Origin of the sequence: Haloparvum sedimenti (assembly GCF_001462205.1) — an archaeon.
Lineage (GTDB): Archaea > Halobacteriota > Halobacteria > Halobacteriales > Haloferacaceae > Haloparvum > Haloparvum sedimenti.
This window is the reverse complement of sequence record NZ_LKIR01000062.1, coordinates 1-13132: the sequence shown is the minus strand read 5'-3', so window position 1 is coordinate 13132 and position 13132 is coordinate 1. Positions and strand designations below refer to the sequence as shown.

11 protein-coding genes are annotated in these 13132 nt (G+C 71.1%); 9 read left to right on the top strand and 2 right to left on the bottom strand.

The window, feature by feature from the left end; all coding sequences use genetic code 11:
• The 6 genes from AN233_RS03575 to AN233_RS03550 form a co-directional block, all read left to right on the top strand.
• Positions 1–750 (top strand): thiamine pyrophosphate-dependent enzyme (locus AN233_RS03575; RefSeq protein ID WP_245625995.1); only part of this gene is annotated, 750 nt, incomplete at its 5' end.
• Between the two features lie 189 nt (positions 751–939).
• Complete coding sequence (lrpA1, locus tag AN233_RS03570; RefSeq protein WP_058365478.1) at positions 940–1368, top strand: HTH-type transcriptional regulator LrpA1; 429 nt, start codon at positions 940–942, stop codon at positions 1366–1368.
• A gap of 134 nt (positions 1369–1502) precedes the next feature.
• Positions 1503–3014 carry a DNA polymerase Y family protein gene (locus tag AN233_RS03565; RefSeq protein ID WP_058365477.1) on the top strand — a complete coding sequence of 504 codons (1512 nt, stop codon included), beginning with the start codon at positions 1503–1505 and terminating at the stop codon, positions 3012–3014.
• Between the two features lie 35 nt (positions 3015–3049).
• A complete protein-coding gene (locus AN233_RS03560) occupies positions 3050–4705 on the top strand; it encodes a hypothetical protein (protein ID WP_058365476.1) in 1656 nt (551 codons plus the stop codon).
• 87 nt (positions 4706–4792) lie between these two features.
• Positions 4793–6856, top strand: a complete 2064-nt coding sequence (locus AN233_RS03555) for a helicase HerA domain-containing protein (protein WP_080508334.1) — start codon at positions 4793–4795, stop codon at positions 6854–6856.
• A 96-nt stretch (positions 6857–6952) separates the two neighbouring features.
• Entirely contained in the window at positions 6953–8077 is a 1125-nt protein-coding gene (locus tag AN233_RS03550; RefSeq protein WP_058365475.1) for a DUF2891 domain-containing protein, read from the top strand.
• A gap of 924 nt (positions 8078–9001) precedes the next feature.
• On the opposite strand, the gene tpiA is transcribed toward AN233_RS03550, so the two are convergent.
• Entirely contained in the window at positions 9002–9652 is a 651-nt protein-coding gene (gene tpiA / locus AN233_RS03545) for a triose-phosphate isomerase (RefSeq protein ID WP_058365474.1), read from the bottom strand.
• A gap of 156 nt (positions 9653–9808) precedes the next feature.
• Between tpiA and AN233_RS03540 the strand changes: the two genes are divergently transcribed.
• Complete coding sequence (locus tag AN233_RS03540) at positions 9809–10549, top strand: DICT sensory domain-containing protein (RefSeq protein WP_058365473.1); 741 nt, start codon at positions 9809–9811, stop codon at positions 10547–10549.
• A gap of 48 nt (positions 10550–10597) precedes the next feature.
• Here the strand turns inward: AN233_RS03540 and AN233_RS03535 are convergent, their stop codons facing one another.
• Positions 10598–11119, bottom strand: coding sequence for a multiprotein bridging factor aMBF1 (locus AN233_RS03535; protein ID WP_058365472.1), 522 nt, complete (start codon positions 11117–11119; stop codon positions 10598–10600).
• Positions 11120–11237: 118 nt separating this feature from the next.
• On the opposite strand from AN233_RS03535, the gene aroA reads away from it, so the two are divergent.
• Both aroA and AN233_RS03525 read left to right on the top strand, forming a co-directional pair.
• Positions 11238–12620, top strand: coding sequence for a 3-phosphoshikimate 1-carboxyvinyltransferase (aroA, locus tag AN233_RS03530; protein ID WP_058365471.1), 1383 nt, complete (start codon positions 11238–11240; stop codon positions 12618–12620).
• A 59-nt stretch (positions 12621–12679) separates the two neighbouring features.
• On the top strand, positions 12680–12955 hold the full coding sequence (locus tag AN233_RS03525) for a pro-sigmaK processing inhibitor BofA family protein (RefSeq protein ID WP_080508333.1): 276 nt from the start codon (positions 12680–12682) through the stop codon (positions 12953–12955).
• The last annotated feature ends 177 nt before the right edge of the window (positions 12956–13132 follow it).

Genomic DNA, 13132 nt, shown 5'->3' with positions numbered 1-13132 from the left:
TCGGGCAAGCTGAACAGCTACCTCGACTCCTACGGCTTCCACACGATCCACGGCCGCTCGCTGCCCGTCGCCCGGGCGGCGAAGCTCGCCAACCCGGACCTCGAAGTTATCGCGGCCGGCGGCGACGGCGACGGCTACGGGATCGGCGGGAACCACTTCATCCACACGGCTCGCGAGAACCACGACATGACCTACATCGTGTTCAACAACGAGATCTTCGGCCTCACCAAGGGCCAGACCTCGCCCACGAGCCCGAAGGGTCACAAGTCGAAGACGCAGCCGCACGGCAGCGCCAAGGAGCCGATCAAGCCGCTCTCGATGTCGCTGAACGCCGGCGCCTCCTACGTCGCCCGCACGGCGGCGGTCAACCCCAACCAGGCCAAGGAGATCCTGCAGGAAGCGATGGAGCACGACGGCTTCGCGCACGTCGACTTCCTCACCCAGTGTCCGACCTGGAACAAGGACGCGCGCCAGTACGTCCCCTACATCGACGTCAACGAGTCCGACGACTACGACTTCGACAAGACGGACAAAGTCGAAGCCGCCGAGATGATGCGGACGACCGAGGAGGCGCTCTACGAGGGCGAAGTCCTCACCGGCCGCTTCTACGTCGACGAGGACCGCCCCTCCTACCAGCAGGAGAAGCAGGCCATCGGCGAGATGCCGGAGGAGCCGCTCGCGGAGCGCTACTGGGACGACGACTACGACTGGGAGCGCTCGTACGACCGCTTCCTCGACAAGCACGCCTGAGGCGACTGACTCGCGCGGTCGCCTCGTCGACCGCCTCACCGCCCCGCCACCGGACGCGATCCGGGGCGAAACGTCCACGGTTCGCGGGAGAACCGCACGATGACGGCGCGGTCGATCGCCGCTTTCCGCGTTCCGCAACCCGTTTTCGGGTTCGCAAGGTATTTTTTCCGTGGCGACAAAGTTCCTGACATGAGTACCGTGTCGACGGAGGAGCGCATCCTCTCCGTGTTGGAGCAGGACGCTCAGGCCTCCTACGCCGAGATAGCCGACCGCGCGGACGTCTCGAAGCCGACCGTTCGCAAGTACATCCGCAAGCTGGAGGAGGAGGGCGTCATCGTCGGCTACTCGGCCGATGTCGACCCCAAGAAGCTCTCCGGGCAGTCCATCGCGCTGGTGGGGATGGACGTGGACAGCGGCCAGTACGTCGAGGCGACGCGCGCGATCAAGGACCTCGAGGAGGTGGAGGCGCTGTACACCTCCTCGGGCGACCACATGCTGATGGCGGAGGTCCGCGCCGGCGACGGCGACGAGCTGGGCGACGTGATCAGCGAGAAGCTGCTGGCGATCGACGGCGTCACCGCCGCGCACCCCTCCTTCCTGCAGGAACGACTGAAGTAGAGGCGGCGACCGGCGCGCTCGGCGTCCCGGTCGACTCGGCACGTCCCGACTAACCGGGCCGACTCGGCGCGGCCCGTATCACTTCCGGCGCGGGAGGCTGGCGTTTATGTCCGCGGCCCGCCGACTCGCTCACGATGGACGGCGGGACGCTCCCCGGCGCGACCGACGACGCGGACGACGGCGCCGAGCGCGTGGTCCTCCACGTCGACATGGACTGCTTTTACGCCTCCTGTGAGCGCCTGCGGGACGAAGCCCTCCGCGGCGAGCCGGTCGTGGTCGGGATGGGGTACGAGCCCGGCGAGACCATCGGCGCGGTCGCGACCGCGAGCTACGAGGCGCGCGCGTTCGACGTGAACAGCGCCGACCCCATCTCGAAGGCGCTCCGGAACCTTCCGCGCCGCGCGGAGGCGGACCCCGACGATCCGGACGCGCCCGACCCCGAGGAGACCGCCCACTACCGTCCCGTCGACATGGCGTTCTACAAGTCGATCGCGGCGGACGTGAAGGAAGTGCTCCACGACTGCGCCGAGGTCGTCCGCGAGGTGAGCGTCGACGAGGCGTACCTCGACGTGACCGAGCGCACGTCGTGGGACGCCGCTGGGGCCGGGGCGAGCACTGAGTCGGGATCGGCCGCCGACGCCCCGGCGAGCGCCGCGGCCGGCCCGGCGGAGCGGCGGACGCTCGCGGAGGGGTACGCCCGTCACGTCCGCGACCGCATCGAGCGCGAGGCGGGGGTGCCGGCCAGCGTCGGCGTCGCGCCCAACATGTCCGCCGCGAAGATCGCCAGCGACTTCGACAAGCCCGAGGGGTTGGTCGTGGTTCCGCCCGGCCGCGTCCGGGAGTTTCTGGCACCGCTCCCCACCGAGGAGGTCCACGGCGTCGGCCCGGTCACCGCGCGGACGCTCGCGGATATGGGCGTAGAAACCGCGGGGGACCTGGCGGCCGCCGACCCCGCCGATCTGGAGACCGAACTCGGCGAGCGCGGCCGCGAACTCCACGAGCGCGCCCGCGGCGAGGACGACCGCGAGGTGACGCCCACGGGGCTTCCCAAGAGCCTCTCGCGGGAGTCCTCGCTGCCGCCGACCGACGACGCGGAGACGAAGCGCGAGCGCGTGCGGGCGCTCGCGGCCGACGTGGCCCGCCGGGCCCGGGAGCGGGAATGTCTGTATCGGACCATCGGCGTGAAGGTCGTCACGCCGCCGTACGACGTGAACACCAGAGCGCGGAGCCTCCCCGGTCCGGTCGACGACCCCGAGTTGGTCGAGGCGGTGGCGCTCGACCTCCTCGAGGAGTTCGCGGACGAGACGGCCCGAAAGCTCGGCGTCCGCGTCTCGAAGCTGGACTTCGCGGCGAGCGACCAGTCGACGCTCGGCGGATTCGAGGGGAACGCGGACGGCGACAACGCGGACGGCGACAACGAGAACGCCGGCGACGCGGCCGACGCGGACGCCCCCGACGATGTCGCAGACGACATTCCCGACGAGCCACCCGGCGAGACGATAACCGACTGGGTCGGTCGCGAACCGGGAGCCGAAGAGGGGACGAACGACGCGGACGACGCGGACGACGCGGACGGAGCGGGCGGGACGCGCGCCGCTCGGAACCGCGAGGGGCAGGCCTCGCTCGGGGAGTTCGACGCCGAGTGACCGCCGCTTAAGTGAACTCCCCACGACCGAGGGGTATGCTCGCCCTCCGCCCTCCCCTCTCCGTCGCGCTGAACGACGCGCGACTGGTCGCCCTCGCGACCGCGGTCGCGCTGGCCGAGGTCGTTCTCAGGGTCGCGGTCGCCCTGCTGGTCAACCCCTTGCTCGCGATAGCCGTGCCGCCGGTCGTCGCGGCCGTCGGCCTCGCGGCGGGCACGCCGCGGACGCTCCCCGACGCCGGACGGAACGCTGACGCGGACGCCCTCGACGCCGGGCAGAACGCAGGCGCGGAGGCGCCCAATATCCGGGGCGTCCCCGACCGCCTTCCGCGACTCTCGGCGGTCGCCATGGTCGGTCACGCCGTCGCGCTCGCCGGCGGCGTCGGGCTGTTCGTCCTGGTCGACACCCCCGCGAAGGCCGCGGTCTACTGGCTGGGCCGCGGCGACGCGCTCGGGATCGGCTGGCTCGTCGCGTGGCCCACCGTCGGGGTCGCCGCCGGGACGTTCCTCGCGTGGAGCGCCGTCGCGGGCGCGGTGACGGCGACCGCACTCGGGGACCCCTCGGGGTCGCTGCGGTCGGGGGCGACGGACGCGACCCTTCGCGGGGCGGTCGCGACCGTCGGAACCGCCGTCGCCCGGTCGCTCTCCGCTCCCCGACCGCTCGCGGTCGCCGCCCTCTGTCACCTCGTTCCCGTCGCGCTCGCGTTGGTGGCCGCGGCCACGATCCTCGTCCTCGCCGTTCCGCGGTCGACCAACGCCGTCGGGATCGCGCTGATGGCGGCGGTCGCGGCCGGCGCTGTCGCGCTGATCGGGCTCTCGCTGGCGTTTCTGACCGCGTTTCACGCGCAGCGCCGGACCCGAGAGAACGAGGGTTCCGACGCGGCCGCGACCGGTCGAGACCTCCCGGTCCGGCGCGTCGCGCTCGCGCTCCTCGTGGTCTCGGCGCTGGTGGTCGGCGCGGGGGCCGTGCGCGTCACCGAGACGCGGCCGGTCGACACCGCGCCGGAACCGCTCCCCGAGGACCCCGACGCGCTGTACGCGACCGCCTTGGCCAACACCGAGCGCGCGAGCCACGACTACCGCGTCGCGGTCGAGGGGGACGACGAACCCTTCGTCGTCGGGCACCGGATCGACCGCGAGGACAGGCGCTACCGGCAGTACCTCCGGGGCGAGGCCGTCGGGCCCGAGGTGTACGCCTCGACCGGCGTCGGGTCGCCCCCGCCGCGGACGGGCGTCGCCGCCTACGCGCTCGGGTCGCGGACCGCGCCGGAGACCGAGCAGTCGGTCGCCGCGCTCCCCGCCTACGTCTACTGGAGCAGCACGTACGAGTGGCGCGCGAGCAGGCTGACCCCGCCGACGGCGGTCGAGGGGTGGGAGGTGGTCGAGCGCGACGAGGACCGCGTCGTCTTAGAACTCACCGACCCCGCGGCGGTGTACCGCGCCGTGCAGGGGTGGTCCCCCGACGCCGTCCGGAACGTCTCCGCCTCCCGAATTCGAGCGACGGTCGACCCCGACCGCGGCACGCTCCGCGCGGTCGACGTGCGACTGAACGCGACGGTCGTCTACGGCGACGACGCGCAGCGGTACGACGCGACGACGAGCCACGAGTTCGCGGTCGACGTGAACGTCGAGCGGCCCGTCGAACTCGGTCCGCCGCGTCCCGGTGAGGCGGTCTGGCGGCTGCTGGTGTACTAACCCACTGTTCTCTCCTCGGCGCGGTCGTCAGACGTTCGTCTGACGCGGTGGGAAGGTCTTTGAGGCCCGGCGGGCGTCTGTAGGGTAATGAGCGACGAGGAGACGATCCACGTCGCGGACGTGAGCGACGGGAAGGGGGGCGCCGGGGTCGAGCCCGGAACGCCCGTCGAGGTCCCCGTCGTCGAGATCCTCACGGGCCGCGGCTTCATCACGGGGAAGTCCGGGTCCGGGAAGTCGAACACCGCGTCGGTCTTTCTCGAGAACCTGCTGGACAACAGCTTTCCTGTCCTCGTCGTGGACACAGATGGGGAGTATTACGGCCTGAAGGAGGAGTACGAGATCCTCCACGCGGGCGCCGACGAGGAGTGCGACATCGTCGTCTCCCCGGAGCACGCCGAGAAGATCGCCTCGCTCGCGCTCGAGCAGAACGTCCCCATCATCCTCGACGTGTCGGGCTATCTGGAGGAGGACACCGCGAACGAGCTCCTGCTCGAAGTGGTCAAACACCTCTTCGCGAAGGAGAAGAAGCTCAAGAAGCCGTTCCTGCTCGTTTTGGAGGAGTGCCACGAGTACATCCCGGAGGGCGGCGGGATGGACGAGACGGGCAAGATGCTGATCAAGGTCGGGAAGCGCGGCCGCAAGCACGGGCTCGGCATCGTCGGCATCAGCCAGCGCCCCGCGGACGTCAAGAAGGACTTCATCACGCAGTGCGACTGGCTGACGTGGCACCGCTTGACGTGGGACAACGACACGAAGGTCGTGAGCCGGATCCTCGGGTCAACGTACGCCGACGAGATCGAGGACATGGACGACGGCGAGGCGTTCATGATGACCGACTGGGACGAGTCGATCCGCCGGATCCAGTTCCACCGCAAGCAGACGTTCGACGCGGGCGCGACGCCGGGACTCGACGACTTCGAGCGGCCGGAGCTGAAGTCCGTCTCCGGCGACCTCGTCTCGGAGCTGGAGACCATCGCCGACGAGAAGGAGCGCCACGAGTCGGAGATGGCGGACCTCCGGCAGGAACTCGACAAGAAGCGCCAGCGGATCAACCAGCTCGAGCGGGAGCTGGAGGACGCCCGCGACATGTCGAACATGGCGGACAAGTTCGCGCAGGCGCTGCTCCAGAAGGCGGAGGCGCCGTACCGCGGCGGCACACCGGCCCGCGTCGGTGAGGCCTCAAACGGCGCCGCACCGGGCGGCCGCGACCAGTCGGCGCTCGACGACTACGACGCGGAGGCCGAGGCGTCCGCCGACGCTGGCGACGCTGGCGGCGCTGGCGACGACACGGCGCCCGCCGACGCCGAGTCGAAGGCGGTCAAGTCGGATGCCGCCGAGCCGGCCGCCACCGAGCCGAACGCCGAGGAGCCGCCGACCGACGTGGACCCGGTGAGCCGCGACGCGGTCGCGGAGGGGGCGCTCCGGTTCGACGCGGCGATGGAGCACGGCACGCGCGAGGCGGTCATCGAGGAGCTCCGCGAGCGGATCGCGGGCCTCCCGGAGCTGTCAGTCGCAATGTTGCGCCACTACCGCCGCGAGGGCGAGAGCGAGCCCCTCGCGGCCCACATCGACGCGGGCGGCAACGGCGACGCGGAGCACGCCTACGCCCGTCACCGCCCGATCCGCCGCTCCGGCCTGATCAGACACGCCGGCCGGGGGAGCTACGAGTACGCGGTCCCGGACCTGATCCGGGAGGCGTACGCCGACCGGCTCTCCGAGGACGAGGTGGCGGCGATGGTCGCGGAGGTCGAGGAGGCGTTCGTCCCGCCGGGCGAGCGGCGCGACGCCCCGGAGGCGAACATCGGGACCCCCAGCGCGGTCGAGGACGCTCCCCGTGCCGGCGCGGCCGAGGCGGCCGAGGCGACCAGTAACGCCGAGGACGGGGGCGACGAACGCAGCGAGACGGACGGGACCGCCGAGTCAGAGAACGACCCGCAGCCGGCGAGCGGTGACGAGGTCGGGCGGTCCGGATCGGGGCTCAGCGACGCCGCGAAGCGCTTCGCCCGGACCCGGACGGACGGGCGCGCATCCGACGACGGAAACGGGGCGGACGCAGCCGACGGCGGATCCGCCGGTGACGCGACCGCAGACGCGGCCGACGACGAACCGGGCGCGGTCGACGACGAGGACGTGGAGATCCTCGACCCCTGATCAATCGCGAGAGCCATCGCGGGAGCGGTCCATCTCCGTGTGAGCCGCTCCCGCGCCACCGACCGATTGAAGCCTCGCGAGCGATGCCGTCGGAGCATGAACACGCCGGACTCGCTGGCGGACGCGGACGCCGAAACGCTGCTCGCCGGGCGGAGCGACTGGGTGGATGCGGCGGCCGCCTCGCGGCTGACGGAGCACCCGCTGGAGAGCGTCGACACCGAGTACCCGCACTACGTCGGGGCGGTCGAGGGCTCAGAAGGGCTGACGCCCCCGAGCGAGCAGCACCCGGTCTTCTACGGCTGCTTCGACTGGCACTCCGCGGTCCACAGCCACTGGGCGCTGGTCCGCTCGTTGCGGCTGTTTCCCGATCATCCCGACGCAGCTGCCGTCCGCGAGCGCGTGGGCACGCGGCTGACGCCCGAGAACGTCGCCGCGGAGGTCGCTCACTTCGAGGAACACGACTCCTTCGAGAAGCCCTACGGCTGGGGGTGGCTGTTGCGTCTCGCCGCGGAGCTCCACCTGTGGGCCGAGGAAGCGGACGGCGACGGCCGCGAGACGGCCTCGGCGTGGCGCGAGACCCTCCGTCCGCTGGAGGACCGGATCGCGGAGCTCGTCGAGTCGGAGTTCCTCACACAGGAGCGGCCGTTCCGCGTCGGGACGCACGACAACTCCGCGTTCGCGCTGGCGTGCGTGCTCGACTACGCGCGGACGGTCGGGCGCGAGGGGTTGGCGGCCGAGGCGGCCGACACCGCGCGCCGGTTCTACGCGGACGACGCGGACTGGCCGCTCGGCTACGAACCGCTCGGCTGGGACTTCCTCTCGCCGGGACTGACCGAGGCCGACCTGATGCGCCGCGTGCTCCCGCCGGGGGAGTTCGAGACGTGGCTCGACGGCTTCCTCCCGGACCTGACCGCGCCGCCGCACGACGCGGTCCTCGACCCGGTTCCGGTCGACCCCGACTCGGCCGACGGCGTCGCGCTCCACCTCGTCGGGCTGAACGTCGCGAAGGCGTGGTCGCTGGCGGGCGTCGCGGACGCGCTCGGCGACGACCACCGGCACGCGGACCGCCTCCGAGAAAGCGCCGGCCGGCACGCGACCTACGGGGTCGACCGCGCGTTCACGGACGACTACGCGGGCGCGCACTGGCTCTCGTCGTTCGTGCTCTTCCTGATCACGCGCGAGGAGGGCGGAATCGCGCCGACGCCCTGGGGCGGAGACTGATAGTCCGCCGCGGACACACTGTGAGGTCGGCCACGGTTTCCCTTCAGTGATCGCGGCGGTGCGGTGCTGATGCGGTCGCGGTGCTGATGCGGTCGCGGTGCTGATGCGGTCGCGGTGCGGTCGGCGCGCGCCGCGGCGACCCTGTGTCGCCGCGACCGCGCGAGGGAGGGCGCGGGCCGGCCGCCTGTGGTGCGGTTTCGCGGCCGGCCCGCGGCCGAGGCTGGGGAGGTGCGAGGCTGCGGTGCTGTGCGGGGCGGTTGCGGTGGGTGGGACTGAAAGGGGCAGCCGGCTCGATCCGGCCCCGACGACGCAAGCACTCGCGCTGGGCGGTGTCTCCAGCGTCGCCGTGAGCGCGGTGCGGAGCGAACGGCGGCTCGAAAATCTCCGATTTTCGGCGCGCTACTGCACGCTGGAGGCTAGCGAGACGCGGTTTGTCTCGCCAAGCGGAGAAGCGCGAGCGCGCAGCGAGGCGCGGCCGGTCGAGCCGGCTGGGGCTTTCTGAGTGTTGCTGTTCCAAGCAGCAGGATCAGCAACAGAAGCGTCTCACCCGTAGCAGGGAGAGCCGGCTGGGGCTTTCTGAGTGTTGCTGTTCCAAGCAGCAGGATCAGCAACAGAAGCGTCTCACCCGTAGCAGGGAGAGCCGGCTGGGGCTTTCTGAGTGTTGCTGTTCCAAGCAGCAGGATCAGCAACAGAAACAGAAACGTCTCACACGTAGCAGGGAAAGCCGGCTGGGGCTTTCTGGGTCGTGCGGTCCAGATCCGCAGGATCGACAGCAGTTTCAAAAACGTCGTACAGAGAGCCGGCTGGGGCTTTCGGACTGACTGGCACCCACGCGATCCGCCCGCACTCGTCACCACTCGTGACGGAAGGTCCGAGAACGTCCGCAGACCACCCTGATCTCGCGACCCGCTCGAGGAAGGGCGACTACTCCGCGTACGGCCGCGTGAGGTCGCGCAGCACCGCTTCGGGGTCGTCGGCCTTCGCGACGCCCGACGCCAGCAGGACGCCCTCGGCGCCGAGCTCGCCCGCTGCGCTCACGTCGTCGCCGGTGGAGACGCCGGCGCCGCAGTAGAGGTCCACCGCGGGGTCGACCGCCTCGACGGCGGCGACGGCGTCCTCGACGATGCCGGGGTCCGCGGTCGCGACCGAGTCGTCGCCGCCGATGAGTTCGGGCGGCTCCACGGCGACCGCGTCGGGACCGAGCGCGGCGGCCGCGCCGGACTGGGCCGGGTTGTTCGCACAGACGACCGTCTCCAGGTCCGCGCGGTCGGCGGCCTCGAGCGCGGCGTCGATGTCCGCCAGTTTGAGGCGGCGCTCGGAGTGGTTGATCAGCGTGCCGACCGCGCCGTTCTCCGCGGCCGCCTCCGCGAGCGTCGACCCGGTGTGGGAGCCGTGGGCGTTCGGCGAGACGTGCTGGGCCCACGTCTCGACGCCGGTCTCCGCGACGCGGGCCAGGTCCGCGGCCTGCGGGGAGACGGCGACGCGGACGCCGGTCTCCTCGGCCACGTCGCGGGCGGCGGTCGCGACGGCGACTGGGTCACAGGGATACGCCTTCAGGTTGACCAGAACGAACATACGCGAACGCGGGGCCGGGCGGGCAAATAGCTTCATGTGTCGGCGAGTTCCCCGTCGAGGGGTCCCGAGCCGTCCGCCGGCGCTCCGATCGTGCGCGTCTTTCGCACGATCGCCCATAACCACATATACGTTGCGTGCCAACGACTGACAACGAACATGTCCCTCCCCGAGCTTATCGCGGGCGTCGAGGCCCACCGCGCGACGCTGACGGTCTACCACGCCCCAGAGGCGGTCCGCGCGGAACTCGCCGGGCGGTTCGCCGACCGCAACGTCGAGGTCGCCCACAGCGGCGTCACCGACGGCGACGAGAAGGGGTTCGCGCTGTTGCGCCGCGACGGGGCGGTGATCAGCGCGACGCCGCTTGCCGACCTGCTGGGCGACCCGGAGACGACGACGCCGAGCTTCGACCGGCGGTCGTACCGCGCGGTGCTCGACCACCTCGACGAGACGCTCTTCACCTCCTTCTCGACGGCGCGGATGGTCGCCGCCTCCCGGGAGATCGAGGACCGCGCGTGGCGCCGTGGTGAGGGTCGGCTCAGCGCCGGCTTCCAGACGCTCGACGTGTTCGCCGACCAGACCGACGTGTACGAGACGCTCGGGAGCGAGAAGGCGCTCGACGTGCACGCGTACGCCGCGCCGGAGGGCGAGGTGCCGGACTGCGACGGCGTGACGCTTCACGTCGAGCGCGCGCCGGAGGTCCGCGACTCGTGGTTCGTCGCCTACGACGGGGCCGGCCGCGACGCGGACAAGTGCCTGCTGCTCGCGGAGGAGCGGGAACCCGGCCGGTTCTACGGATTCTGGAGTTACGACCCGGCCACGGTCGACTACGTCCTCGACCATCTCGCGGACGCGTACGGCCGCGTTGACGCGGACGGCGAGCCGGACGCGGTCGCCTAATGCCGCCCGAAGCCGGGTTAGTCGTCCGAGCCGAGAAAAGCGGCGCCGTCAGTCCTTCCGCTTGACCACGTCGCCGAGCGTCATCGTCGAGCTGTCGCCGGAGTCCCACTCCTCGTCGACGTCGCCGCCCTCGATGAGCGAGATGCCGAGGGTCGACTCCAGCTTCTTGCGCACGTCGTCCGGCGGGAGGATGTCCCCGCGCTCGAGCTTGCGGATGATGCTCGCCTTGAGGTTGAGGTCGTTCGCGAGCTCCTCTTGGCTCTGACCGCGGCTCTCGCGCGCCTTGCGGATGCGGTCGTCGTAGTCGGCGGCGACCTCGTCCATCTCGTCGAACATGTCGCGGCGCCGGCTCGACGATCCGGAGGAGCCGGACGACCCCGACGATCCGCCGCTCGACGATTTGCCGGAGCTCGAGGAGGTGGAGTACTTGCTCGTGGATCCGGAGGTGGACTCCTGGCGGACCTCCGTGCCGAAGTCCGTACAGGAGTCACAAAGCTCCAGTTCGGCGCCTTCGACCTTCGTCGTCGTCAGCGAGGCCTGTTCGGCGCCACACATCTCACACTGGGGCATGAACGAAGCTAGCGGAGCCGAGCGTATAAAGGGTCCGCCGTCGCGGCGCCTCCCCGCCGCGGTCGGCGAGACGTCCCGGGTTCGGTACGCTGATACTTCCGGCGACACACCGGGAGATATGGACGTTCACGTGACCCCCTCGGACGTGCGCGGGACCGTGCGGGCCCCGCCGTCGAAGAGCTACACCCACCGCGCGATCCTCGCGGCGGGCTACAGCGACGGCGCGCTGGTGCGCTCGCCGCTCGTCAGCGCCGACACGAAGGCGACCGCACGCGCGGTCGAGCGGTTCGGCGGCGACGTGACGCGAGACCGCGAACGCGACACCTTCGACGTGGCGGGGTTCGGCGGCCGCCCCGCCGTCCCCGGCGACGTGATCGACTGCGCCAACTCCGGGACGACGATGCGGCTCGTGACCGGTGCGGCGTCGCTCGCGGACGGCGGTACGGTGTTGACCGGGGACGACTCGCTCCGCTCGCGGCCGCAGGGGCCGCTCCTGTCGGCGTTATCGGAGCTGGACGCGCGGGCGGAGTCGACGCGAGGGAACGGACAGGCGCCGCTGGTCGTGTTCGGCCCCGTCGAGGGGGGCGAGGTCGCGATCCCCGGCGACATCTCCTCGCAGTACATCACCAGCCTGCTGATGGCCGGCGCGGTCACCGAGGGGGGTCTCGACGTGGAGCTGACGACGGAGCTGAAGTCGGCGCCGTACGTCGACATCACGCTGGAGGTGCTGGAGGCGTTCGGCGTCACCGCGGAGCCGGTCGGTAGCGACACCGCGGAGGGCGCCGAGGGCTTCCGCGTCGCGGGCGGTCAGCACTACGAACCCACGGACGGCGAGTACACCGTCCCGGGCGACTTCTCCTCCATCTCCTACCTCGTCGCGGCCGGCGCGGTCGCGGCCGCGGACGGCGGCGAGGTCGTCGTGCGCGGCGCGTTCCCGAGCGCGCAGGGCGACTCCGCGGTCATCGACGTGCTCGACCGCATGGGCGCCGACATCGAGTGGAGAAAAGGCGACGGCGCGGTCGTCGTCCGGCGCTCGGACCTCTCCGGCGTCGAGGTCGACGTGGGCGACACTCCCGACCTCCTCCCCACCATCGCGGTGCTGGGCGCCGTCGCCGAGGGCGACACCCGGATCGTCAACTGCGAGCACGTCCGGCTGAAGGAGACCGACCGCGTCGCCGCGATGGCGGCGGAGCTGGAGCGGATGGGCGCGTCGGTCACCGAGGAGCCGGACACGCTGACGGTCCACGGCTCCGAGAGCGACCTGACGGGAGCGACCGTCGACGGCCGTGGCGACCACCGGATCGTGATGGCGCTCACCGTCGCCGGGCTGGTCGCGGACGGCGAGACCACCGTGACCGGCGGCGAGCACGTCGCCGTCTCGTTCCCGACCTTCTTCGAAACGATGTACGACCTCGGCGCACGTATCGACCGCAAGGATGACGGGGCGGACGCGGACAACGCGGGCGACGCGGACGACACGAACGGCGAGATCGAGGACTGACAGCGGGAGCGCCGTCGCCCCGCCAGAAAAGCTTTCACGGCGAGCGGAGAAAGGCCGGCATGGTTACACCCGTCGAGATCGGACTGCTCGCGGCCGCGCTGATCGGCCTGTTCGTGGCGTTCAAGCTGCTGAAAGCCGTGAAGGGGCTGGCCGTCAACGCCATCGTCGGCGTGGTGATCCTCTTCGTCGCCAACCTCGCCGGGCTCGGCGTGCAGATCTCGTGGCTGTCGGTGCTTGTCTGTGCGATCGCCGGCGTTCCGGGAGCAGTCCTGATCATCATCCTCTCGTACCTCGACATCGCCTTCGTGGCCGGGATACTGACGCCGGTGCTGTAAGCGGGCGGCGGTCGTTCGCGGATTTCGGTCGCTGATGTTGATCGTTTTTGTCAGCTCCGACTGTTGATCCTGACCAATGGCGATACTGAGTGATGCAGACCGATTCAGACACCTCGCTTTTCTGAAACTGGTGGCGGTGCGGTGCTGTGCGGTCGCGGAGCGTTGCGGTTGCAGTGC

Excerpts from the sequence above, each read along its gene's own strand:
- tpiA (WP_058365474.1), bottom strand. The coding sequence starts at position 9,652 with ATGTTCGTTCTGGTCAACCTGAAGGCGTATCCCTGTGACCCAGTCGCC.
- AN233_RS03560 (WP_058365476.1), top strand. The coding sequence starts at position 3,050 with ATGCTCGCCCTCCGCCCTCCCCTCTCCGTCGCGCTGAACGACGCGCGA.
- AN233_RS03525 (WP_080508333.1), top strand. The coding sequence starts at position 12,680 with ATGGTTACACCCGTCGAGATCGGACTGCTCGCGGCCGCGCTGATCGGC.
- AN233_RS03565 (WP_058365477.1), top strand. The coding sequence starts at position 1,503 with ATGGACGGCGGGACGCTCCCCGGCGCGACCGACGACGCGGACGACGGC.
- AN233_RS03555 (WP_080508334.1), top strand. The coding sequence starts at position 4,793 with ATGAGCGACGAGGAGACGATCCACGTCGCGGACGTGAGCGACGGGAAG.
- AN233_RS03540 (WP_058365473.1), top strand. The coding sequence starts at position 9,809 with ATGTCCCTCCCCGAGCTTATCGCGGGCGTCGAGGCCCACCGCGCGACG.
- AN233_RS03550 (WP_058365475.1), top strand. The coding sequence starts at position 6,953 with ATGAACACGCCGGACTCGCTGGCGGACGCGGACGCCGAAACGCTGCTC.
- AN233_RS03535 (WP_058365472.1), bottom strand. The coding sequence starts at position 11,119 with ATGCCCCAGTGTGAGATGTGTGGCGCCGAACAGGCCTCGCTGACGACG.
- lrpA1 (WP_058365478.1), top strand. The coding sequence starts at position 940 with ATGAGTACCGTGTCGACGGAGGAGCGCATCCTCTCCGTGTTGGAGCAG.
- aroA (WP_058365471.1), top strand. The coding sequence starts at position 11,238 with ATGGACGTTCACGTGACCCCCTCGGACGTGCGCGGGACCGTGCGGGCC.